The sequence below is a fragment of the Halomonas sp. LC1 genome (assembly GCF_030247125.1).
GTDB lineage: Bacteria > Pseudomonadota > Gammaproteobacteria > Pseudomonadales > Halomonadaceae > Vreelandella.
In genome coordinates, this window is sequence record NZ_JASSPG010000004.1 from 92,947 (window position 1) to 115,448 (window position 22,502).

Genomic DNA, 22,502 nt, shown 5'->3' on the forward strand with positions numbered 1-22,502 from the left:
GCCGCTCAAGAAGACTGCGTGCCGCCGACAGTCAGTTCATCCAGTTTCAGGGTGGGCTGACCCACACCGACCGGCACGCCCTGCCCCTCTTTACCGCACACGCCAATCCCGGTGTCCATCGCCATGTCATGGCCGATCATCGACACCCGCCCCATGGCCTCAGGCCCGTTGCCGATCAGCGTCGCGCCCTTCACCGGTGCGGTGATCTTGCCATCTTCGATCATGTAAGCTTCGCTGGCCGAAAAGACGAACTTGCCCGACGTGATATCCACCTGGCCGCCACCGAAGCTCACCGCGTAGATGCCCCGCTTGACGCTTTTGATGATATCGGCGGGGTCATCCTGTCCGGCCAGCATCACCGTGTTGGTCATACGCGGCATCGGCAGGTGTGCAAACGACTCGCGACGAGCGTTGCCGGTCGGCGCCATCTTCATCAGGCGTGCGTTCAGCTTATCCTGCATGTAACCCGTCAAAATACCGTCTTCGATCAATGGCGTGTACTGACCGGGCGTGCCCTCGTCGTCCACACTGAGCGCACCACGGCTATCCGGTACCGTCGCATCGTCGACCACCGTGACACCCTTGGCGGCGACCTGTTGCCCCATCCGGCCAGCAAAGGCCGAGCTGCCTTTGCGGTTGAAATCGCCTTCCAAGCCATGGCCAACGGCTTCGTGTAGCAGAATGCCCGGCCAGCCTGCGCCTAACACGACCGGCATCTGCCCGGCCGGTGCATCGATGGCTTCGAGGTTGACCAGCGCTTGACGCACGGCCTCTTTGGCGTAGCGCTCGGCCACGCCTTCGTCGCGCAGGCGCGCCATGGAGTAGCGACCACCGCCCCCCGCGCCACCGCGCTCGCGGCGGCCGTTCTTGGCCGCGATCACACTGACGTTAAAGCGCACTAGGGGGCGAATGTCCGCGGCGAGAGTGCCGTCGCTGGCACGCACCAGCACGACTTCGTAAGTCCCCGACAGGGATGCGCTCACCTGACTGATACTCGGGTCGGCAGCTCGGGCTACTCGGTCGGCCTCTTTCAACATCGCGACCTTCTCTTCGGCCGATAGCCCGGCAAGTGGGTCGATGCCCGCATAGCGCGCGGCGGCACTGACCGGCGTTACTTTCTGGCCGGGCAACTGCTTACCACTGCGAACGATGCCCGCCGCCGTGCGTCCGGTATCCATCAATGCATCGGCGGTGATTTGGTTGGAGTAGGCAAACCCCGTTTTTTCGCCCGCCAGTGAACGTACGCCCACACCGCCGTCGATGTTATAGCTGGCCTCTTTGACTTCACCATCTTCCAGAACCCAACCCTCTTGCCAGGTTCGCTGAAAATAGAGATCGGCATAATCGATGCCTGCTCCCATGGCATAGCCCAGGCCCGTATCCAGAGCGTTCAGATCGAGGCCACCTGGGGTAAGCAAAATGGAAACAGCAGACTCTATATCGCTTTTGTGTGCGGTCATTGGGGGCCTTCTAAAGTCACTTGCGGCGAGGTCCAGGGACCTTGCACGCGGTAATAGATAGTGGTTGCTTGATCCAGCGCATCACCGAACAGCTGATCGGCAATGAAGAGCGCGCCGCCGACGATGGGCGCACCGACCGCAATGGCGGCAATGGGTAAACTTTGGCTGACGGGCAGTGTGACGCCGAGACGCTGATCAAGTTCACGCTGTAAGAGGTTAACACTTCCCGTCAGTGACAGCGTGGTGGCGGGTGCATCAATTTGTAGGGGGCCACGCAACAGTAACTGCCCTTGGGCAACGTCGGCAGTGCCGTGAACACGATCAAAGGCCGTGCCTTGGCCGGTCAAATCAGAGAAGTCGAACCGCAGGCGGCGCAAAATATTATCAAAATTGAGCAGGCCCACTAAGCGCGCTGGCGTCGATTCGAGCGTCACGAAGCGGCCGTCGCGAATATCTGCGCTCATCTCGCCACCAGCGCGGCTCAAATCTACTTGCCAGGGTGCACCGGGCCAAGTGAGGTTGGCAGACAAATCCGTCGTTCGGCTGCGCATAGCCACCGGCTGTTCCAGGCGCTCCAGCGCCGTGCCCACGTCCCCGCCTTGAATAGAGATATCGGCGCGGGTTCGGCTATTCACCGCATTGCCTTCCCATACCAACTCGCCCCGGGCAGAGAGCTGCCCAAGGGTCACCCCCACCGGCGATAGCGAAAAACGGCGATCATCGGTTTGCCAGAAGGCCGTGAGCGGCCCAAAGCGCCGATTGCCCACGCTGAGCTCCGCTAGCCGCAACCTGCCGTTGGGTAGGTCCGCCAGTCCGTCGGGAATGGCCACCGGATCGACGTGCTGGGTGTCGACCGCCTCGACCCAAGAGTCAGGCGCGGCTGCACTGGCATCGTGCGGCTTGGAGGGTAACTCGAAAAGCGGATCCAGCACTAGGGAGGAAATGGCGATATCCAGCGGGCGCGCACTGGCTGGCTGATAATCAATTCGGCCTGTCAACATATCACCGCTGAGCGTCAGCGCCGTTCGCTCTGCACTGAGCGTACCGGAGGCATCAATCGTACCCAGGCAGGTGTCTCGAAACATCAGACAGTCGGTGTGCAACCGCACGTCGAACGGTGGGTGATCGCCCTGGGCGGATGCGCTGTCGGCCGACATCAGCGGTGCAAGTGCCGCCTGCCATACCATGGGATCCAGCACGTCAAAACCCGCGTCAAAACGCCAGCCGGGGTCTTGGGGCCAGCCGGGGCGCTGAACCGCGCTACCCAGGGTCACATCAGCCGCCAGCTCTCCACTTGCCAGTGTTTGCGCCCTGACCGCAGCCTTATCGGCTAGCTGCATGGCGACTTGCCCAGACGCCAGCTCCGCGCGCAGTCGCAGCGGCCAAGGCTCCTCACTGCGTTTGGCAAAAGGCGCCGGCAGCGCGCTGGTCATACCGATCAAACGGCTCTGCAACGTCACTACGGGGCTGGGCGACAGCGCAATCTCTGCTTGCCACTGGGCGCTACCATCGACGACTTGACGAGCCTGTTCGGCGGGCACCCCAGCCAGCGCCCACAGCGCCGAGGAAGCCACGCGCCCGTCTAGCGTTACACGCTCATCGGCCGTTAACGTCGCTTGCAGATCCCCCCCCTGCCACCGGCTGCTCAGCGCGCCGGTCAACGCGTGCTCGGGCCCCACTTGCTGCCAGTGAAGCTCACCATCGATATCCCGCAGTGTGATGGATGGGGAGACGACATCTATCACCGCGAGTGCCGGCCGCACATTGAGCTCTAACTGAAGTGTCTCAGGAGCTTCTAGTGGAAGTACCAGCGCGATGTCGCCATCGAGCTGCCCCTCTGCCACAAAATCGCCCAGCGGTAGCGGGCCCGTATCGGGCATGGCTTGGAGGAATCTCAACAAGGCATCGCCGTCACTGTTCAGATCTGCCGACAGCGTAAGCGGCTGCTTCTCTTCCATGCGTACCAGGCCGTTCGTGACGTCGACTCCCTGACTCTGGGCACGCGCCACGTCAGCTTGTAGCACCCCGCCTTGCCAGAGCAGGCGCCCTTCGATCTCTTCTAGCGTGGGCCAACCGGGGGCCATTGGCAAACGCCCCTGTTCGACCGCTAGCGCCAGCGTCGCCGAAAGCTGCTCGGATGACGCATTGGGCCCCAGAGGCTGGCTCAGCTTCAGCGAGCCTTGCGGCACGCGACCACCGATATCGTTTGCTAACCAATCACGCAGGGCAGGGTCGAACGCTTTCATCGGCAGCCATTGCGAGAGCGGACGAGTGCGCGCATCCACGTCGGCAAAGGCGATATCGAGGCCAAACTGACCGTTCTGCTGCCCGGTAATCAGGCCAAATCCACCGCTGACCTTGGCACCATCCCAGTCAACGTTCAGGTCACGGCCGCTGATCATGGTATTAGGACCGTCGTACACCCACTCGACGATGCCCTCCGCATGGCGAAGCTGCATCGGCACGTCAAACAGTTTGGGGAAGTAGAGCGTACTGTCGCCTGCGCTGTTGAATGTCACGCGACCACGAAGGTCGCGGGCTTGCACCCAGGCATCCAACGGCCCTCCGCCCGGCGCCTGTTGCCAGGGCAGCACGGCAACGTTGGTGAGCGCCGCATCGACGCCCCAGCGCCCGTCTCGCTGTCCCAGACGCAACCCCTGCACCTGCCCCCGGGGTGAGAGCGTTTGCAGCACCCGCGTCAGGGATTCTGGCAGCAGTGCATACTCACGCCACGCCGCCAGAGAGGAGAGTTCGAACGCACTGGTTCGCAACTCCCACTGCCCTGGCTGGTGGGATACATACCAGTGGCGCGGCAGCGCTGGACCATCGCTGATGCCCTCGGGTTGTGCCCACTCGACGGTCTCGGCATTGCCGCTAAGCCATGCCTCGCCACCGTCACCATCCCGCAGCCACTGCCCCGTCGCCTGGATGTTACGCAGCACGGCGTATTCGACGTCTTTGCGCAACGTCAGCTCGGGAATATCCAGCGCCAGCCGCGCATCCGCCAGCGAGCCTTCTTGCCAGTGCCCCCACAGCTGCACTTGGCCGCCTACCTGTTCGAGAAAAGGCATGCGATCTGGTCGGAACAGCGCCGCTAGCACCACCAGATGGTCGAGCTGCATATCGAGCTGCAGCGTCGCCGAAAAATCACGCAACCCCCGCTGCCCCGGCTGCATCTCTGCGCGCATGGTCATGGCCGGAAGTTCGGCGTCGGGGGCATCGACGATCGTCAGCGCCCCTTCTAGCCGAGTGCGGTGTCGGTCGCCGTTGAGCAAAAGCGAAGGGGCGTGAAGCATCACGGTCTGCTCCTGACCGTGCAGAGTGATGCGACTATTGTCGACCCAAACGCGTTGCCGTAAAAGAAGCTCCGCCCAGGCATCCAAGGAGGCAAGATCGACGTCGGGCTCGGGGGTAACGCCGAGAGGCAACTTGGCTGGGGAGGGCCAGCTCCACTCACGATCCGGCTGCTGGTAAAGATGAAAGCCAAGCCCAAACATACGCGCATCGCTGAAAATGGGCGCGAACCGACGCAGACTTTCCCACACATCAAGGCGCAGCGAGAGGCGGTCAACTTCCACCAAGGCTTCGTCTGCGGGCGTTTGCGACCGAAGCCCCTCGAGTTCTACATGCAGGTCGTTGCGCTCTAACGAGAGCGCAAGCCGATCGATATGCACCGGCACCCCAATACGCGCTTCGAGCAGGGCTTCGAGGCGTGGGGTCAAGGCATCCGCCTGGCTAGCCAAAATACGCAGCGCCAGCAGCAGTACGGCCAGCGTCGCCAATACAGCCGCAACGCTGACCAGACCGACGCGAACGAGCGAGCGAGGTGACATCATTACATCAGTACGATGTCGTACTGCTCTTGAGAGTAGTGCTGCTCTACCTGGAAGCGAATCGTTTTATTGATGAAGGTCTCCAGGTCCGCAACGGCCGCAGACTCTTCATCCAGCAGACGATCCACCACCGGCTGAGACGCCAGCACCATATAGGTCTCTGCGCTGTAAGCTCGCTCCTCGCGAAGAATCTCCCGAAAGATTTCATAACAGATGGTTTCTGGGGTTTTGAGCGTACCGCGACCGCTACAGGTAGGACACGCTTCGCAGAGCGTCTGCTCTAGACTTTCCCGGGTACGCTTGCGCGTCAACTGCACCAAGCCAAGCTCGGTGACGCCGGTACATTTGGTCTTCGCATGATCACGCTCCAGCGCCTTTTCCAATACCCGCAGCACCTGGCGCTGGTGCTCTACGTCCACCATATCGATGAAGTCGATAATGATGATACCGCCCAAATTACGCAGCCGAAGCTGGCGCGCAATGGCAGTGGCCGCTTCCAAATTTGTCTTGAAGATGGTCTCTTCGAGGTTGCGATGCCCCACATAGCCACCGGTGTTCACATCGATGGTGGTCATGGCCTCGGTGGGGTCGATGACCAAGTACCCTCCCGATTTCAGCTGCACCTTGCGACCTAGCGCTTTCTGGATCTCGTCTTCGACACTATAGAGATCGAAAATCGGCCGCTCGCCCGGGTAATACTCGATACGATCCACCGCATCGGGCATGAACTCTTCGGCAAACTCGACCAGCTTGACGAAGTTTTCCCGGGAGTCGATGCGGACTTTCTCAATGTCATCGCGCATCACGTCTCGCAGCGTGCGCATGAACAGCGGCAAGTCATCGTAGATGACACTGGGCGGCGCAGCGGTGATCTTGCGCTCGCTGACCTTCCGCCAGATACGCAGCAAGAAATACATGTCGCTGGCCAACTCTTCATCGCCCACGCCCTCTGCGGCCGTGCGCACGATGAAACCGCCCGTCACCTCGAGGGTTTGTTCGTCGATGCTCTTATCCAACAGCGTCTTCAAACGCTCGCGCTCGCGTTCATCCTCAATGCGCTGCGACACCCCGTGATGAGGCGAGTCGGGCATATAGACGAGGTAGCGTGAAGGGATCGATAGGTGCGTGGTCAACCGCGCCCCTTTGGTGCCGATGGGGTCTTTGGTGACCTGTACGACCAGCGCCTGGCCTTCATGGAGCAGTTGCCCGATGGTTTGCTGTTCGTCGTTGGGCGTGCCCGGCGGCATGACCTCGTGGGCATGGATAAAGGCTGCGCGCTCCAAGCCAATATCAACAAAGGCAGCCTGCATGCCAGGCAGTACGCGCACCACTTTGCCTTTGTAGATATTGCCTACGATACCGCGCCTGCGAGAGCGCTCGATCAGCGCCTCTTGCAATACGCCGTTTTCTACCAGCGCAACGCGGGTCTCCATGGGCGTTAAATTGATGAGGACTTCACCGCTCATGCAAAATTCCTTATTGGATGTCCTATTCCTTGCCAGCGCAGCGGGCGATGAGTCGGTGGTTACGAGGGATAACGGCCCGCCCAAACGGGAACCCCTTGCTGGCGAAGCAAGCGCGTGGTTTCAAAGAGTGGCAGCCCCACGACGGCGGAATGACTGCCCTGTATGCGTTCGATAAAGATAGCCGCCAGCCCCTGAATGGCATACCCGCCGGCTTTGTCGGCCGGCTCCCCGGTCTGCCAGTAGCACGCGATCTCCTCTGCCGTTAACGCGCGCATGGTGACCTCGGTGGTCACACAGCAGGAGAGTATACCCTGAGGCCCGCTGACCGCTACTGCCGTCAGCACGTGATGGGTGCGACCTGACAGTTGGGACAGCATGTTGGCTGCGTGCTGCTGATCGACCGGCTTGCCTAAAATTGCCCCGTCGACGACGACGGCTGTATCCGACCCTAGCACGGGTAGCGTGGTTTTCCCCATTGCAGCCTGGGCTTTGGCCACCGCCAACCGCTCTACGTAAGCTGCCGGCGTCTCCCCTTTCCAGGGCGTTTCGTCGATATTACTGGGCATGACGCTGACAGATACGCCAATCGATGCCAACAGCGATTGGCGCCGCGGAGAGGCAGAGGCCAAACAGAGGACGGGAGGCGAGGCTACGTCACGCATTGGCGATTCGCCGTTCGATGGCTTTGAACATCGTAGAGAGCCACGGCCAGAGCAGCGCACTCACCAATGACGGGATCAAGAACGAGAGATGAATCGAAAAGTCGCCGGTCAATGTACGCAGCCACTGCTCGATGAGCTGCACCAACCCTAACAGCACCAGCACCAACACCGACTGCTGAACGAGCGAGTACGCACGAAATCGGGGATAGACCAGTGCTGCCAAAAAGGCCAGCAACGACAAAATGAGCGCGTGTTGGCCAAGCGCGGTGCCTTCGATGAGATCCATCAACAGCCCCAACACGAAGCCATGAAAGACCCCGACTCTATCCGGGGCACGCATGCACCAGTAGATGAGCATCAGCCCAATCCACTCGGGACGGAACACCTGCCATCCATCGGCTAGCGGCATGACCTGCAAACACAAGGCCAACACCAAACTCATCCATACCACCACCAGCGGTACTATCGGCGCACGCGCCATCAGCGCTCCTCCTCTACCAGTAGGGTCGCTGGCTGGCCAAGCCGCTGAGCGGCATGGAGGGCGTCGGCTGAAATATCCATGGACTCATCCCAAATAGACGCATCCAGTTCTTCACGGGGGGGCGGAAAAAGCAGCAAAAAGTGGCGTGACCGCTGGAGCTGGGCCGAAGGTTCGGCCACCACGCGGGCAAACGGCTGACCGGGGTCGTGGTACACCTCGGTCACACGCGCCACCGGATAGCCCGGCGGAAAACGCCCCGCCAGGCCAGATGTCGTCAGCAGGTCGCCGACGCGGATATCGGCCGTATCCGGCACGTGAAGGACGTTCACACTGCCGTAGCGCCCGGTCCCTTGTACGATGAAACGCAGCCCATTGCGATTGACCTGAACCGGTAAGGCATGGCTGGCATCGGCAAGCAGCAGGATACGGCTGGAGTATGCCGACACGGCCGTCACTTGCCCCACGAGGCCCGATGCATCGATCACGGGCTGCCCCACATAGACACCGTTGCGGTGTCCACGATCGACCACCATTTGATGGCTAAAGGGGTCATTGTCCAGCGACAAGAGCTCCGCCGTGATATAGGGGATGTCGCGACGCTCGGCAGCGCCAAGCAACTGGCGCAGCTCCGCATTTTCGGCGGTCAAGTTCGCCAAGCGCTGACCACGATGAGAGAGCGTCAATAGTTGCTCGCGCAAGCGACGGTTTTCATCCACTAGCGCCTGCTGATCAGAGAGGGCTAGCGCCCCCCAGTTCAGCAGGTCGCTGGGCACGCTAACCACCCACTGAATGGGCGCAACGATCGTGGTCATTTGGGCGCGCACATCTTCCATACGTGTAAAGCGGTGGCCGACAAACATCAACGCGCTTGCCGCCAGCACACAGAAGAATAGCCGGTAACCGGGTAGCGGCCCGTGTGAAAACAGCGGTTTAATAGGCAATCCCCCGCGATAAACCGCTGCGATCAGTCGCTCGACAGCAACTCAAAGGTGTGCTGATCGATCATTTCCAGCGCCTTACCGCCCCCACGCGCAACACAGGTCAGCGGATCTTCTGCCACGATCACCGGCAGGCCGGTCTCTTCAGCGATCAGCTTGTCCAGGTCACGCAGCAGCGCGCCGCCGCCGGTCAGTACCAAGCCACGCTCGGCGATATCCGATGCCAGTTCAGGCGGTGACTGTTCGAGAGCACTCTTCACGGCGGCCACGATGGAGCCAAGCGTCTCTTGCAGTGCTTCGAGAATTTCATGGGAGTTCAGCGTGAAGCTGCGCGGAATGCCTTCGGCGAGGTTGCGACCACGCACGTCAATCTCGCGCAGCTCGCCGCCTGGGTAGGCGCAGCCAATCTCTTCTTTGATGCGCTCGGCGGTGGCTTCACCAATCAGGCTGCCGTAGTGACGGCGCACGTACGCGGTGATCGCCTCATCAAAACGGTCACCGCCTACGCGGATCGATTCTGAGTACACGACGCCATTGAGCGAAATGATCGCGATTTCCGTGGTACCACCACCGATGTCTACGACCATCGAGCCCTGTGCCTCTTCCACCGGCAGCCCGGCACCGATCGCGGCCGCCATCGGCTCCTCGATCAGGAAGACTTCGCGGGCACCTGCCCCCTCTGCCGATTCACGGATAGCACGACGCTCTACCTGGGTCGACATGCACGGCACACACACCAAAACGCGAGGGCTGGGCGTGAGGAACGTGCTCTGGTGCACCTTACGGATGAAGTGCTGCAGCATCTGCTCGGTAACGGTGAAGTCGGCAATGACGCCGTCTTTCATCGGGCGAATAGCCGTAATGTTGCCAGGCGTGCGGCCAAGCATACGTTTCGCATCGGCACCGACCGACGCGACGCTACGCATGTTGCCAGACTGGCGGATGGCGACTACGGACGGTTCATCAAGCACGATGCCACGACCGCGTACATAAATCAGTGTGTTGGCCGTACCCAAGTCGATCGATAGATCGCTGGAAAACAGCCCCCTCAAACGTTTGAACATGGATGTTGTTACCTAGTGCAGACCGGGAACCCTGTGCGGATGCAAACGGTATCACCGCAACCCCTTGGCAGCAAGCACGAGTCGTGCCGAACACTGCCCGTCAGGGCCATTATGTGGTACCTTTTGCGGCTATTTTCCACGTCTGCTCCGTCAGACGAATTTAAGATGACCGTATGTATACCGCTTAAAGCGAAATATGTTCCATCACGATTGCGAGGAAACCTCGATCATGGCGCTTGAAGAATCTCATGTGCGCCGGGCCGCACACTTGGCCCGACTCGCCGTTAGCGATGACCAAGCCAGTGGCTTTGTCGACGATCTCAGCCGCATTCTGGACATGGTCGACCAGCTCCAGAGCCTGGACACCGAGGGCGTCGCGCCGCTGTCTCACCCCTTGGATGCGACGCAGCGCCTGCGCGCCGACGAAGTCACGGAAACCAACCAGCGCGACACGTTCCAGCGCTGCGCCCCGGCAGTGGAAAACGGCCTCTATTTGGTCCCGCGTGTGGTCGAGTAACCCACCCACGTCGCTCGTTTCCGCTTATTTTATTCGCCCCTGAACGGAGCTTCCGGGTCATGCATGATAAAACCGTAACGCAGCTTGCCGCCGCCCTCGCCAGCGGCGAACTCTCCAGCCGCGAGCTGACTTCGCACTTTTTACAGCGTATTGAGCGAGCCGACGGCCAGCTCAATAGCTTCATCACCGTCACTGCCGAGCAGGCACTCCGCCACGCCGACGCCGCCGACAAAGCGCGCGCTAGTGGCACAGCGGGCAAACTGACCGGCATCCCACTGGCACTCAAGGACATTTTCTGCACCCAAGGCGTGAAAACCAGCTGTGGCTCCAAGATGCTCGATAATTTCATCGCGCCTTACGATGCCACCGTGGTAGAGAAACTGAGCGCTGCGGGCATCATCAGCCTGGGCAAAACCAATATGGATGAGTTCGCCATGGGCTCTTCCAATGAAAACAGCCACTACGGTGCGGTCAAAAACCCCTGGGACCTGTCTGCAGTGCCTGGCGGCAGCTCCGGCGGCAGCGCAGCAGCCGTGGCCGCGGGCCTTGCACCGGCAGCCATGGGCACCGACACCGGTGGCTCCATCCGCCAACCGGCGGCGTTCTGCGGCATTACCGGCCTGAAGCCCACCTACGGGCGCGTGTCCCGTTACGGCATGATCGCCTATGCCTCCAGTCTCGACCAAGCAGGCCCCATGGCGCGCACCGCTGAAGACTGCGCGCACCTGATGAACGTGATTGCCGGTCACGATGTCCGTGACTCCACCAGCGTCGCCCGTGGCGTGCCGGACTACACCGAGTCTCTGAACGCGCCGCTGTCTGGCCTTAAAATCGGCCTGCCGACAGAGTACTTTGGCGACGGTTTGGACCCCGAGGTCGAGAAAGCCGTTCGTGACGCGGTGAAAGTGTATGAGTCGCTGGGTGCCACGGTGCGCGAAGTCAGCCTGCCGCATACGCACTACGCGATTCCGGCTTACTACGTCATCGCCCCTGCCGAAGCGTCCTCGAACCTGTCGCGCTTCGACGGCGTACGTTTTGGTCATCGTTGCGATGCGCCTGCGGACTTGGTCGATCTCTACACCCGTTCGCGGGCAGAAGGGTTTGGTGAAGAGGTGAAACGCCGCATTCTGATCGGCACCCACACGCTATCGGAAGGCTTCTTCGACGCTTATTACACCAAAGCGCAGAAAGTGCGCCGCCTGATTCGTCAAGATTTCCTCGACGCCTTTGAAGATGTCGATGTACTGATGGGCCCCGCCTCTCCCACGCCGGCCTTTGACCTCGGCGCGAAAAAAGACCCGGTCTCCATGTATTTGCAAGACATCTACACCATCGCCGTCAACCTGGCAGGCATCCCTGGCATCAGCGTTCCCGCTGGCTTTGCCGGTGGCCGCCCGGTAGGCCTGCAGATTCTGGGCACCCACTTTGCCGAAGCGCAGCTGCTCAACGTGGCCCACCAGTTCCAACAAGCGACCGACTGGCACCTTCAACTGCCCGCCTTTGCCGAGGAGAACGCCTAATGCAATGGGAAACCGTGATCGGGCTGGAAGTCCACGTTCAGCTCGCAACGCGCTCTAAGATTTTTTCCAGCGCCTCCACCGCATTTGGCGCCGAGCCGAACACCCAGGCCTGCGCCGTCGACTTGGGCCTGCCGGGGGTTCTGCCGGTGCTCAATGAGCAGGCCGTGGCCATGGCCGTACAGTTTGGTCTCGCCGTGCACGCCGAGATCCCCGAGGTCTCGGTGTTCGATCGCAAAAACTACTTCTACCCGGATTTGCCCAAGGGCTATCAAACCAGCCAGATGTACCACCCCATTGTCGGCGCGGGTGAAGTAGAGATCACTCTGGATGACGATACCACCAAGCGGATTCGCATCCACCACGCCCACCTGGAAGAGGACGCCGGCAAGTCGCTGCACGAAGACTTCCACGGCATGACGGGCATCGACCTGAACCGGGCCGGCACGCCGCTGCTGGAGATCGTCTCCGAGCCGGACATGCGCAGCGCCAAAGAAGCCGCCGCCTACCTCAAAGCGATCCACTCCATCGTGACCTACCTGGGCATTTCCGACGGGAACATGGCCGAAGGCTCGATGCGCTGCGACGTCAACGTGTCGGTGCGCCCCAAAGGGCAAGAGGCGTTCGGGACCCGTGCAGAAATTAAAAACGTTAACTCGTTCCGTTTTGTGGAGCGCGCCATTGCGTTCGAAGTCGAACGACAGATCGAGCTGATCGAAGATGGCGGCCACGTAGTGCAAGAGACTCGTCTATTCGACCCCGAGCGCGACGAAACCCGCAGCATGCGCACCAAGGAAGAAGCCAACGACTACCGCTACTTCCCCTGCCCCGACCTGCTACCGGTGGTGTTGGATCAAGCCTACTTGGATCACCTGCGCAGCCAACTGCCGGAACTGCCCGCCGATAAACGCGCCCGCTTCCAGAACGAACTGGGCCTATCGGCGTACGACGCCAACGTACTCTCGGCCAGCCGCGAAATGGCGGAATTTTTCGAAGAAGTACATCGCGTCTGCGGCGACGCCAAGCAGGCGGCCAACTGGGTTCAGGGCGAGCTTTCCGGCGCGCTGAACCGGGAAAATCTGAGCATTCAAAACAGTCCGGTATCCGCCCAGCAGCTGGGTGAGCTGATTGGCCGTATGCTGGACGACACCATCAACGGCAAAGCCGCCAAGCAGGTCTTCCAAGCGCTGTGGAACGGCCAGGGCAAGAGCGCAGATGCCGTCATCGAGGCCAAAGGCCTAAAACAGGTGACCGACACCGGCGCGATTGAAGCGATGATCGATCAGGTCATTGCCGAAAGCCCGGCACAGGTCGCGCAGTATCGTGACTCCGAGCCGGAGAAACGCGGCAAGATGATTGGCTACTTCGTGGGCCAAGTGATGAAAGCCTCACGCGGCACCGCCAACCCCCAGCAGGTCAACGGCTTACTGAAAGAGAAATTGGATGCGCTGCTCTAAATGACACGGCCATCGTCCAACAGCGGCTGCTTCGGCAGCCGCTTTTTTTGGCTCACACTAGGTGAGCTGACTGGGCTGCGTAAAACGCTTGAGCTGAGCGCAACCAGCCGCCCAAACGTCCGCCTCCAACTCGGCGATGGCTGCGGTGGGAAAACCGATGCCTTGGCTCGGCGCTCCTTCGACCAATAGGCCAGCCAAGTCGCCTACCAACGGCATGTGGCTGACCAGCATGATCGGCGTGTCGAAAGGATGATTGAGCAGCCACTCGCTCACATCGCCGGGCGGGTCTTCCGGAGTAATGAAGGGCAGCGTATTGAGCGGCGCCCCCAGAGCATCGCTGATGCGCTGGGCGGTTTGCTGTGCTCGCACATAGGGGCTGGCGTAAAGTGTCGGCCGCGCCAGCGCGCCCTGCTCGATGCGCGATGCCAGCCAGCGTGCCATCGTCTCCGCCTCGCGTTCGCCGCGCGGCGTGAGTGGGCGGGCGTGATCAGGGAAGCCTTGAGCGGCTTCACCATGCCGCATGATCAGTACGCTATTGAAAGAATCCTGCATGCCGCTATTCATGGCGACCTCCGCTGTCTTGCTGATCCTGATGAGCCTGCTCACGATGCGCCTGCTGAACCGCTTCTCGGGGCAGGATAAACTCCACGTCGCTGCTCTGCTCTCCCAGCATGAGCGTACCCGCCATCTCCGGCGCAGGCACGCCATCGAAAAGCACGCGATTTAAACCTTCCGCCAACGGCATATAAACACCCAGTTCCCGGGCTTTGGCGCAAACCAGCTTGACGGTATTGACCCCCTCGGCCACCTGCCCCAACGCGGCTACCGCCTGCTCTAGCGCAAGCCCCGTGCCCAGCGCATGGCCGACGCGGTAGTTGCGCGATAGGTTAGACGAACAGGTCACGATCAGATCGCCAACGCCCGCCAACCCCAAAAAGGTCATGGGATTGGCCCCCTGGGCAACGGCGAAGCGGCTCATCTCGGCCAGGGCACGGGTCATCAGCATACTACGGGTGTTTTCCCCCATCCCCAACGCCGCCGCCATGCCTGCCGCAATGGCATAAATATTCTTTAGCGCACCGCCCAGCTCGACCCCATGGCGATCATTGCTGGCGTAGACCCGGAAGTAGCGGCAACCCAACGCTTGCTGCACCCGCGTGCGCGTCAGCGCATCGGCACTGGCAATCACCGTGGCGGTCAGCTGCTTGTCGGCGATCTCAGAGGCCAGATTAGGGCCGGCGATGACGCCGATGTGAGGAAAGCCTGTCTCTTGCTCCAGCACCTGGCTCATCAGTAAAAAGCTATCCTGCTCGATCCCTTTGGTGGTACTGACCAGAATTTGCTCGGGCGTCAGCCAGGCTTTGGCCGCTTGCACCACGGCGCGAAACGCTTTCGACGGGATGGCAATCAGCACTAGTTCAGCGCCCGTCAGCACCGTTTTCAAATCGGTCGATGCCGTTACGGCTGGATTGATCGCATAGTCGGGCAGGTAGCGCCCGTTGCGATGCTCCTGATTGATCTGCGCGACCAGCGCGTCATCGCGCATCCATTGACGCACGTTAGCGCCGTTGTCGGCAGCGATACTGGCCAGCGCGGTGCCAAAACTCCCGCCCCCCAGCACCGCGACATTACTTTGCTGCTCTGCCATAGCCATGTCCTGAAGTTCTTCTACGTAATGGTGGGCCTGCTCACCACCCATTTTGATAAGCACGACCTTAACAAAACAAGCGGCCCGCTTGGTAAACCAAGCGGGCCGCCATTGACGAGCTTAAGGCATTAGGCCGTCAACACGCTATTGAGGCGCTTCACGTAGGCCGCCGGGTCGTCCAGATGGCCGCCCTCGGCGATGATCGCCTGATCCAGCAAAATATGGGCTAGCTGGCCGAACAGATCACCTTGCGCATTTTCCAAACGCGCCACCAGGGCATGGTTAGGGTTGAGCTCAAGAATGGGCTTCACGTCCGGCAATTTCTGACCGGCCGCTTCCATGATACGACGCATCTGATAGCCCATTTCGTGCTCGGGCAGCACCACGCAAGCAGGGGAATCGGTGAGACGATGAGTGATTTTCACCTCTTGAACACCGTCGCTTAGCGCTTCTTTGACGCGCTTCACGAGATCCTCCTTCGCCTTGGCCGTCTCTTCCTGCGCTTTTTTCTCGGCTTCGTCTTCGACATCCCCGAGATCCAGCTCACCTTTCGCCACATCGGCAAACGACTTACCGTCAAATTCCGTCAAATGGCTCATCAGCCACTCGTCGATGCGGTCAGAGAGCAGCAGCACCTCAATGCCTTTCTTGCGGAAGATCTCCAGATGCGGGCTGTTCTTCGCAGCGTTGAAGCTATCCGCCACCACGTAGTAGATCTTCTTCTGCCCCTCTTTCATACGCTCGACGTAATCGGCCAGCGAGTGCTCTTGCGTGGCGGTATCGGTATGGGTAGAGGCAAAACGCAGAAGGCCGGCGACTTTCTCGCGGTTAGCGAAGTCTTCACCCGGCCCCTCTTTCAGCACGCTGCCAAAGGTGTTCCAGAACGTTTGATACTGCTCGCTATCCTTGGACAGCTTCTTGAGCATGTCCAGCGCGCGCTTGGTGAGCGCCCCTTTGATCTTGTCGACCTTGGGATCTTGCTGCAGCAGCTCCCGGGAGACGTTCAACGACAAATCACGCGTATCCAGCACCCCTTTGATGAAGCGCAGGTAGAGCGGCAGGAACTGCTCGGCATCGTCCATGATGAAGACGCGCTGCACGTAGAGCTTGACGCCACGAGAGCCGTCACGGTCGAACATATCGAACGGCGCACGGCCCGGCACGTAAAGCAGGCTGGTGTACTCGAGCTTGCCCTCGACCTTGTTGTGACTCCAGGTGAGCGGGTCGCTGAAGTCGTGGGCAACGTGCTTGTAGAACGCCTTGTATTCGTCCTCGGTGACCTCGATCTTGGGGCGAGCCCACAGCGCGGTGGCCTCGTTGACGGTTTCCCACGTCGTCACTTCGCTACCTTCGATCTCGTTACCGTCGTCATCCTTGGCGGTTTCGACTTTGGGCATGCGCACCGGCACTTCGATGTGGTCAGAGTACTTGCGTACCAAGCTTTGCAGGCGGTAGTCGTCGGCGAACTCTTTTGCATCGTCTTTCAAATGCAGGGTGATTTCCGTGCCATGAACGTCACGCTCGATATCGGCAACGGTAAACTCGCCTTCGCCTTTGGAGCGCCACTCGACGCCTTCCGATGCGGCCGTGCCCGCTTTACGGGTACGTACGGCCACTTCGTCGGCCACGATGAAACCGGAATAGAAACCAACCCCGAACTGACCGATCAGCTTGGCGTCTTTTTGCTGCTCGCCGGAGAGCTGCTTCAGGAATTCTGCCGTGCCTGAACGCGCAATGGTGCCCAAGTTGGCAATGACGTCTTCGCGGTTCATGCCAATGCCATTATCACGCAGCGTAATGGTGTTGGCGTCGCGGTCGTGCTCGATCTCGATACGCAGCTCGCTGTCGCCCTCGTAGAGCGCGTCGTTGTCGAGCGCGGCGTAGCGTAGCTTGTCGCAGGCGTCTGCGGCGTTGGAAATCAACTCACGCAGGAAAATCTCCCGGTTGGAGTACAGGGAGTGGATCATCAGGTTTAGGAGCTGCTTAACTTCCGTTTGAAAGCCAAGAGTTTCTTCGTGGGTCGCCGTGGTCATGCGCTTAGCCCTCATTGATCACATGTTGCTTAACGCCCCTGCCTATCGGCAGGAGCAGAGAAGATGGTGAGATCAATATGGGGATAAGCGAAGGGATTTCAAGAAGGTGTATGCGAAGAAGCGCCGGCGGCTGCGGTTTCAGACTTCCAGGCGCGGTAGTCGGCCAAGTGCATATCGACGCGGTTCAGTAACCAGCCCACGATCAAGACATCGTCGACCACGCCCAGCAGCACCAAGAAGTCGGGAATCAAATCGAACGGCATGACCAAATACGCCAGCGCCAATGCCATGGTGCCAAACGCAGACCAAGGAATCGGCCTGAAGTCGCCCTTCAGCACATCGCGAGTCATCGGCAAAAAGAGTGTTAGCGCGCGGGCAATACGCTTCACCGCCCAAACACGCGTTTTTAGTCGACGAAACAGTCCCCAAGCGGATAATCGTGCCATCGTATCGAATCCTCCAAGTGTCACGATTGTCAGAACACCATCTGTCCGTATAGTTCACTTGTCCGTATAGTTCACAATTGCGCCTTTTACCCCAACAGCGAGCAAGAGGGAGTGCCATGCCGGCTACGCCATTTCGTTCTACCCTTCGCACTCTGTGCGCAGCGGTCATCATCGGCTTGCCCACCGGTGCCTGGGCGGCGTCCGATGAGGCCATGCGCGATGCGCTGAACGCCGCTCGCCAGCAGCAGTGGCAACACATCGATGAGCGCGCCATCGAAGGGCACGTTCTCAGCGGCTACGTGGCGTATCACCGGTTACGTAACCAGTTGCCCAACGTGGCCGCCAGCCAAGTACTGCAATTCATCGATCAGCATGCGGACTCCCCCCTATCGGAGTGGATGCGCGGCCAGGCAATTGCCAATTATGGTCATGCGGGACGCTACGGCGATCTACTCACCGTCGCCAATGGCGAGCCCGCCGGAACGGCGCGCCAGTGTTACTACTACACCGCGCTACTCGACCGCGAGCCAGAGCGCTCACGCCAGGCGGGCTTGGCCCTGTGGCGGGTGGGCAGTTCGCAACCGGACGCCTGTGATCCACTGTTCGACCGTTTACGGGCCGATGGCACGATCGATGCGACGGCCATCTGGGAGCGTAAGATGCTGGCCTGGCAAGCGGGCGAAACACGGCTGAGCAACTATTTGGGTGGACTGCTTAGCAACCAGTGGCAAACGGCCCTCGACACAGTGGAGACGGTGAGCAACACTCCCAGCGCCATCACGAGCGCCCCCACCTGCCTAGGCCCAGAGTGCAGAGCCACGGCAGCGTTTTACCAGGCCGCCATGCAGCGCCTGACCCGGGACGACACGCCTGCTGCTTTCGCCGCCTGGCAACAGCTCTCGCCTCGCTTGAAACTGACGCCGTCAGAGCGCCAAGTCATCGATGAAGAGCTCGCGTTTTACGCCCTCGTGCGCGACGTACCTGGCACGCTGGCGTGGGTGGATAGCGTCTTGCCCTCGCTCGACAGCGAGCGTGTGTTGGAGCTACGGGTGCGGCGCGCCCTGGCGGACCGTCAGTGGACCGACGTCATGCACTGGATTGCTGAAATGCCCGAGAGCCAGCAAACGAGCAGCCGCTGGCAGTATTGGCTGGGCCGTGCCAACGAGCAGCTCGGCAATCGCGACGCAGCCGCAGCGCGTTATCAGCAAGCGGCCACTGATCGCAGTTTCTATGGCTTCGCCGCCGCCGATAAAATCGGTCAGCCGTATCGGCTCAACCACGAGCGCCATCACTTCGATGACACTACCCGGGAGCAGACGGCACGGCTACCGGTCGTGCAGCGGACCGAGGCATTGCTGCGAATCGGTGAAGAGGGACTGGCCAATAGCGAGTGGCTCTATGCCGTTCAACAGGGCACGCCCCAGCAAGCCCGCGCCCTGGCCGACTACGCCGCCCATCAGCAGTGGTACGCCCGCTTGGTGCAAACCACCATTGCAGGCGAGATGTGGGACACACTGGAGTGGCGCTTCCCCCCGCCTATCGGGAGAGCTTCATGCAGTGGGGCCAGCAGACCGGTGTGGACCCCTACCTACTCATGGCCATTACGCGTCGTGAAAGCGCTTACAACCCGGTGGCGCTATCGCCTGCCGGAGCACGTGGCTTGATGCAATTGATGCCTGGCACGGCCACACAGGTGAGCCGCCAATTAGGGCTGAACGACCCTGGCCCATACGGCGTGCTGGAACCAGAACTCAACATTCGCCTAGGAAGCACCTATTTGCGCGACAAGCTCAACCGCTACCGGGGCAACCGTCTCGCCGCCACGGCAGCTTATAACGCAGGCCCTGGCCGAGTCGACCAGTGGCTGGGCACCCACAGCATGGAGTCGTTCGACCTTTTCGTGGAGAGCATTCCGTTTCGCGAAACACGCGATTACGTCCAGGCGGTGCTGAGCTATCGCGTCATTTTTGAGAGCTTAGCCAATGGCGGCAGCAGCGAAGGAGTGTCGCTACTCAACGAAACTGAGCAGGCCGTGCGCTACGACCGGGCCCTCGTACAGCGCTAACCTTTACCTACCCGTTTTGCTACCCCCCACAACGCCCGGTTATACCGGGCGTTGTTCTAGGGCGAGTCGCACGCCAAAAACCACCAACACCGCGCCGGTGGCCGCATTCAAGGTTTGCGCAAAGCGTGCGCTGGCCAGCCATTTACTCGCCCCACCGACCATGAGCACGACGCTGATTTGCCAAATATTGGCAATCACGAAGTGCACGCCTGCCAACCAAAGCGACTTGATCAGCGCAGGGTCACTGGGCGCGATGAACTGTGGCAAAAACGCCATGTAGAACACCACGGTTTTGGGGTTCAGCACATTCGACAGTAGCCCCTCTTTGATCGGTTGCCAGAGCGGTACCGACACCGCCTCATTCATTACGCCCTTCACCGGAAGCGGCGTTCCTCGGCGGGCTGCCAATAGGCTCGTGACCCCTAGCCAAATCAAATACGCCGCCCCTGCCAACTTCAGCATGTTGAACGCCCAGGCCGACTGCAACAAAATGAAGGAGATACCCAATGCCGAGACGGTGGCATGAACGAACAAACCACAGCAAATGGCCACGCTCGTCGCAATACCGTCGCGAATGCCGCCCCGTGCGGTATTACGAATCACTAAAAGCGTATCGACGCCGGGACTTATCGAGAGCAGCGTGATCGCCACCACGAAGGAAATGAACTGCGCGTCGATCAGGTTGAGTTCCATCATGAACTTGGCTCTCTGAGTGATAAAGAATCTTAACCACGTCACTGGACGTGCTGATTATTTGCTTCTAAAGTGGATTTGGCAGGTCGGCACTGAGTCGCCTGCTCAATCATTAAGCACGTTAAGGATATGAACGATGGCAACTGGCACTGTCAAGTGGTTCAACGACACCAAAGGTTACGGCTTCATCTCTCCCGATGACGGCGGTGACGATCTCTTTGCCCACTTCTCCGAAATTCAAGCTGAAGGTTTTAAGACCCTGCAAGATGGTCAGAAAGTCAGCTTCGAGGTGACTCAGGGTAAAAAAGGCCTTCAGGCTTCCAACATTCGCGTTGCGTAACTCGCACCGAATGGATAAAGGCCCGCCGATGCGGGCCTTTTTTATTGTTGAGATGTTAGTGCTTAGGACGATGTATCTCTCGTGACGTCCGTAGGACTTTCGGCCTCTTGTTCGTCGCTATCGCCCTCGTCAGAACGCTCTTCCAGGCGCTGATCGTCGCCGAGATCGCGATGTTGTCGCTCGTCCGTTTCCAGCGTCGCGCCATTCAGGGGTTCCTCGTTCTCCAGTGCCTGGAACTGCTCCTCTAAACGCTGCTGGGCTTCTTCGAACTGACGCTCGGTATCTTCGATGAGTGCATCCACATCCCGAGCTTCCAATTCACCTTCTAGTGAGGAGCTCTCGGGCAGGTTACTATCGCGCTCCCAGCTTGGCTCGATTGGATCGCTCTCCATGGGGGTCAGCTCAGGAGACTGCTGTTCGATTTCTTGGAACTGCTGCTCCAACTGGCGCTGCGCCTCTTCGAAACGACGTTCGGTCTCAGCGATCACGTCGTCTACGTCTGAACGGGTCGTTTCACCGGGCATCGCGCTGGCTTCGTCCAGAGCTTCATCAGGATCGGCGGCGAGGGTCTCTTCGTCTGCCTGTAAAGCCTCCGATGTCGATGCATTGACGTCGGACGGCGCGTCGTCTCCGTCATCGGCTTGTTCTGGTGCGTCAGACGCTGGTTGCGCTTCGCTTTCGTCGTCCGCCTGCGTGGGGGAAGGCGTTACGCTATCGCCACTCTCATCAGGCTCGCTGGCCGATGGCTCGCTGGTCTGCTCGGCAGCGTTCTCCTCAGGCAGGACGTTAGCCTCCTCTTGGCTATCGCCACAGGCGCTCAATAAAAGCGCCAAACTGGCCAATAGCGGCATCCATACACGGTACGTCATCGAGTGATGCTCCTTAACGAGTCAAATTCATTAGTGGCGGTCGTGGGCGGAGAGCAGCGTGCAGTCTTCTGGCAGCAGCACTTTCAACGCCAGGGGAACGACTTCCGCGCTAAATCGCTCGTAGCGCTTGGCTTCACCATCCAGCGTCAGCGGCCAGGGTTCATCATCGGGCTGAGTCGTGACGGTCAGTTGGCTAGCGGTAAAGTAGCGCACATAGCGCCCTTCTGCCGGAAACTGCTGAAGCTCGCCGAGCAGCGCTGGTAGTTCCGTCACCGAGTGAAAATCCTTCACCAGCAGCACGTCCAACCGACCATCATCGAGCTTGGCACGGGGAGCCAGGACCTGCCCACCCCCAGACTGCCGCCCGTTGCCCAGCGCCAGCAGCAACAGCGACGCTGCCTGCTCATGGTCGCTCCAGTGCAGCGTGCCGCGATAACTGCGATGTCGCCACGCCTTGAGCGCGCCCATCAACGAGTAGGCTCCGCCTCCCAACATGCGCTTCAACGTCTTGGGCGTGGACGACGTGATTTCCGCGCCGAAACCGCCGGTGGTCATGTTGACGTAATAGCACACCGACTGTTCACCACCAGCCTCTGCCGTCATGCGGATGACATCGATTGGCGCCGGTGATAACTCCAGGGCAGCCGTTAGCGCTTGATCCGGCTCCAAAGGCAGGCCCACCGATGTGGCAAAGTCATTAGCGCTGCCCAGCGGCACGACACCCAGGGCAGGACGATGGTCGTGGGGCAGGCGCATGAGGCCGTTGACCACTTCGTTGACTGTACCATCGCCACCGCAGGCGATGACGCGCGTTGCCCCCAAATCCGGGGCTTGCGCCGCAAACTCGGCGGCATCACCGCCCTCCCACGTCGCCCGCACGATAATGGGCGTCCCTGCCTTGCGCTGCGCCTCGACGGCGTCGCGTAGCGCCGGATTTCCGGCAGACTTACCGTTGATAATCAGTAAATAACACTGCTGTGAATCTGTCACCGGCGACGTCCCTCTCCATGGTT

The 22,502-nt window shown here is 60.3% G+C and carries 18 protein-coding genes and 1 pseudogene; 5 read left to right on the forward strand and 14 right to left on the reverse strand.

Annotation, left to right across the window (positions count from 1 at the left end; translation table 11 throughout):
* Positions 1 to 5: 5 nt before the first annotated feature.
* Genes tldD through QIT27_RS08010 form a run of 7 tightly spaced genes read right to left on the reverse strand, consistent with a single transcriptional unit; the run spans position 6 to position 9,904 of the window.
* Positions 6 to 1,460 (reverse strand): metalloprotease TldD, encoded by a 1,455-nt coding sequence (tldD, locus tag QIT27_RS07980; RefSeq protein ID WP_159342579.1) that lies wholly within the window; start codon positions 1,458 to 1,460, stop codon positions 6 to 8.
* On the reverse strand, positions 1,457 to 5,296 hold the full coding sequence (locus QIT27_RS07985; protein ID WP_350338765.1) for a YhdP family phospholipid transporter: 3,840 nt from the start codon (positions 5,294 to 5,296) through the stop codon (positions 1,457 to 1,459). Before QIT27_RS07985 ends, tldD begins: the two co-directional genes overlap by 4 nt.
* A complete protein-coding gene (gene rng, locus QIT27_RS07990; RefSeq protein ID WP_159342580.1) occupies positions 5,296 to 6,759 on the reverse strand; it encodes a ribonuclease G in 1,464 nt (487 codons plus the stop codon). Before rng ends, QIT27_RS07985 begins: the two co-directional genes overlap by 1 nt.
* A gap of 59 nt (positions 6,760 to 6,818) precedes the next feature.
* Positions 6,819 to 7,421, reverse strand: coding sequence for a Maf family protein (locus tag QIT27_RS07995; RefSeq protein WP_285263410.1), 603 nt, complete (start codon positions 7,419 to 7,421; stop codon positions 6,819 to 6,821).
* Positions 7,414 to 7,902, reverse strand: coding sequence for a rod shape-determining protein MreD (gene mreD, locus QIT27_RS08000; RefSeq protein WP_159342582.1), 489 nt, complete (start codon positions 7,900 to 7,902; stop codon positions 7,414 to 7,416). Before mreD ends, QIT27_RS07995 begins: the two co-directional genes overlap by 8 nt.
* Positions 7,902 to 8,843, reverse strand: coding sequence for a rod shape-determining protein MreC (gene mreC, locus QIT27_RS08005; protein ID WP_285263411.1), 942 nt, complete (start codon positions 8,841 to 8,843; stop codon positions 7,902 to 7,904). Before mreC ends, mreD begins: the two co-directional genes overlap by 1 nt.
* 23 nt (positions 8,844 to 8,866) lie before the next feature.
* Positions 8,867 to 9,904, reverse strand: a complete 1,038-nt coding sequence (locus QIT27_RS08010; protein WP_018915723.1) for a rod shape-determining protein — start codon at positions 9,902 to 9,904, stop codon at positions 8,867 to 8,869.
* A gap of 229 nt (positions 9,905 to 10,133) precedes the next feature.
* On the opposite strand from QIT27_RS08010, the gene gatC reads away from it, so the two are divergent.
* Genes gatC through gatB form a run of 3 tightly spaced genes read left to right on the forward strand, consistent with a single transcriptional unit; the run spans position 10,134 to position 13,395 of the window.
* On the forward strand, positions 10,134 to 10,421 hold the full coding sequence (gatC, locus tag QIT27_RS08015) for an Asp-tRNA(Asn)/Glu-tRNA(Gln) amidotransferase subunit GatC (RefSeq protein ID WP_054641298.1): 288 nt from the start codon (positions 10,134 to 10,136) through the stop codon (positions 10,419 to 10,421).
* Between the two features lie 59 nt (positions 10,422 to 10,480).
* Positions 10,481 to 11,941: an Asp-tRNA(Asn)/Glu-tRNA(Gln) amidotransferase subunit GatA gene (gatA, locus tag QIT27_RS08020; protein ID WP_159342584.1), complete on the forward strand. Its 1,461-nt coding sequence runs from the start codon at positions 10,481 to 10,483 to the stop codon at positions 11,939 to 11,941.
* Entirely contained in the window at positions 11,941 to 13,395 is a 1,455-nt protein-coding gene (gene gatB, locus QIT27_RS08025) for an Asp-tRNA(Asn)/Glu-tRNA(Gln) amidotransferase subunit GatB (protein ID WP_285263412.1), read from the forward strand. Before gatA ends, gatB begins: the two co-directional genes overlap by 1 nt.
* Before the next feature lie 57 nt (positions 13,396 to 13,452).
* Here the strand turns inward: gatB and sixA are convergent, their stop codons facing one another.
* The 4 genes from sixA to QIT27_RS08045 all read right to left on the reverse strand — a co-directional run bounded on the left by sixA (position 13,453) and on the right by QIT27_RS08045 (position 17,522).
* Complete coding sequence (gene sixA / locus QIT27_RS08030; protein ID WP_285263413.1) at positions 13,453 to 13,947, reverse strand: phosphohistidine phosphatase SixA; 495 nt, start codon at positions 13,945 to 13,947, stop codon at positions 13,453 to 13,455.
* Between the two features lie 4 nt (positions 13,948 to 13,951).
* Positions 13,952 to 15,043: an NAD(P)H-dependent glycerol-3-phosphate dehydrogenase gene (locus QIT27_RS08035; protein ID WP_285263414.1), complete on the reverse strand. Its 1,092-nt coding sequence runs from the start codon at positions 15,041 to 15,043 to the stop codon at positions 13,952 to 13,954.
* 128 nt (positions 15,044 to 15,171) lie between these two features.
* Complete coding sequence (gene htpG, locus QIT27_RS08040) at positions 15,172 to 17,076, reverse strand: molecular chaperone HtpG (RefSeq protein ID WP_285263415.1); 1,905 nt, start codon at positions 17,074 to 17,076, stop codon at positions 15,172 to 15,174.
* Between the two features lie 98 nt (positions 17,077 to 17,174).
* A complete protein-coding gene (locus tag QIT27_RS08045) occupies positions 17,175 to 17,522 on the reverse strand; it encodes a YkvA family protein (protein WP_159342588.1) in 348 nt (115 codons plus the stop codon).
* A gap of 116 nt (positions 17,523 to 17,638) precedes the next feature.
* Here QIT27_RS08045 and QIT27_RS08050 point away from each other — a divergent pair.
* Positions 17,639 to 19,587: pseudogene (locus tag QIT27_RS08050) on the forward strand (transglycosylase SLT domain-containing protein).
* A gap of 39 nt (positions 19,588 to 19,626) precedes the next feature.
* On the opposite strand, the gene QIT27_RS08055 reads toward QIT27_RS08050, so the two are convergent.
* Positions 19,627 to 20,283: a LysE family translocator gene (locus QIT27_RS08055; RefSeq protein ID WP_159342590.1), complete on the reverse strand. Its 657-nt coding sequence runs from the start codon at positions 20,281 to 20,283 to the stop codon at positions 19,627 to 19,629.
* A 133-nt stretch (positions 20,284 to 20,416) separates the two neighbouring features.
* On the opposite strand from QIT27_RS08055, the gene QIT27_RS08060 reads away from it, so the two are divergent.
* Positions 20,417 to 20,620 (forward strand): cold-shock protein, encoded by a 204-nt coding sequence (locus tag QIT27_RS08060; protein WP_044630763.1) that lies wholly within the window; start codon positions 20,417 to 20,419, stop codon positions 20,618 to 20,620.
* A 62-nt stretch (positions 20,621 to 20,682) separates the two neighbouring features.
* Here the strand turns inward: QIT27_RS08060 and QIT27_RS08065 are convergent, their stop codons facing one another.
* Complete coding sequence (locus tag QIT27_RS08065) at positions 20,683 to 21,489, reverse strand: prolipoprotein diacylglyceryl transferase (protein ID WP_285263416.1); 807 nt, start codon at positions 21,487 to 21,489, stop codon at positions 20,683 to 20,685.
* A gap of 30 nt (positions 21,490 to 21,519) precedes the next feature.
* Positions 21,520 to 22,479, reverse strand: coding sequence for a lipid kinase YegS (gene yegS / locus QIT27_RS08070; protein WP_253015945.1), 960 nt, complete (start codon positions 22,477 to 22,479; stop codon positions 21,520 to 21,522).
* Between the last annotated feature and the right edge of the window lie 23 nt (positions 22,480 to 22,502).

Bases quoted from the DNA above. Each gene is read 5' to 3' on its own strand.
- rng (WP_159342580.1), bottom strand. From the start codon at position 6,759: ATGAGCGGTGAAGTCCTCATCAATTTAACGCCCATGGAGACCCGCGTT.
- gatC (WP_054641298.1), top strand. From the start codon at position 10,134: ATGGCGCTTGAAGAATCTCATGTGCGCCGGGCCGCACACTTGGCCCGA.
- QIT27_RS08055 (WP_159342590.1), bottom strand. From the start codon at position 20,283: ATGATGGAACTCAACCTGATCGACGCGCAGTTCATTTCCTTCGTGGTG.
- htpG (WP_285263415.1), bottom strand. From the start codon at position 17,076: ATGACCACGGCGACCCACGAAGAAACTCTTGGCTTTCAAACGGAAGTT.
- QIT27_RS08045 (WP_159342588.1), bottom strand. From the start codon at position 17,522: ATGGCACGATTATCCGCTTGGGGACTGTTTCGTCGACTAAAAACGCGT.
- QIT27_RS07985 (WP_350338765.1), bottom strand. From the start codon at position 5,296: ATGATGTCACCTCGCTCGCTCGTTCGCGTCGGTCTGGTCAGCGTTGCG.
- QIT27_RS08010 (WP_018915723.1), bottom strand. From the start codon at position 9,904: ATGTTCAAACGTTTGAGGGGGCTGTTTTCCAGCGATCTATCGATCGAC.
- gatA (WP_159342584.1), top strand. From the start codon at position 10,481: ATGCATGATAAAACCGTAACGCAGCTTGCCGCCGCCCTCGCCAGCGGC.
- QIT27_RS08060 (WP_044630763.1), top strand. From the start codon at position 20,417: ATGGCAACTGGCACTGTCAAGTGGTTCAACGACACCAAAGGTTACGGC.
- sixA (WP_285263413.1), bottom strand. From the start codon at position 13,947: ATGCAGGATTCTTTCAATAGCGTACTGATCATGCGGCATGGTGAAGCC.
- QIT27_RS07995 (WP_285263410.1), bottom strand. From the start codon at position 7,421: ATGCGTGACGTAGCCTCGCCTCCCGTCCTCTGTTTGGCCTCTGCCTCT.
- QIT27_RS08035 (WP_285263414.1), bottom strand. From the start codon at position 15,043: ATGGCAGAGCAGCAAAGTAATGTCGCGGTGCTGGGGGGCGGGAGTTTT.
- QIT27_RS08065 (WP_285263416.1), bottom strand. From the start codon at position 21,489: ATGACGTACCGTGTATGGATGCCGCTATTGGCCAGTTTGGCGCTTTTA.
- tldD (WP_159342579.1), bottom strand. From the start codon at position 1,460: ATGACCGCACACAAAAGCGATATAGAGTCTGCTGTTTCCATTTTGCTT.
- gatB (WP_285263412.1), top strand. From the start codon at position 11,941: ATGCAATGGGAAACCGTGATCGGGCTGGAAGTCCACGTTCAGCTCGCA.
- mreD (WP_159342582.1), bottom strand. From the start codon at position 7,902: ATGGCGCGTGCGCCGATAGTACCGCTGGTGGTGGTATGGATGAGTTTG.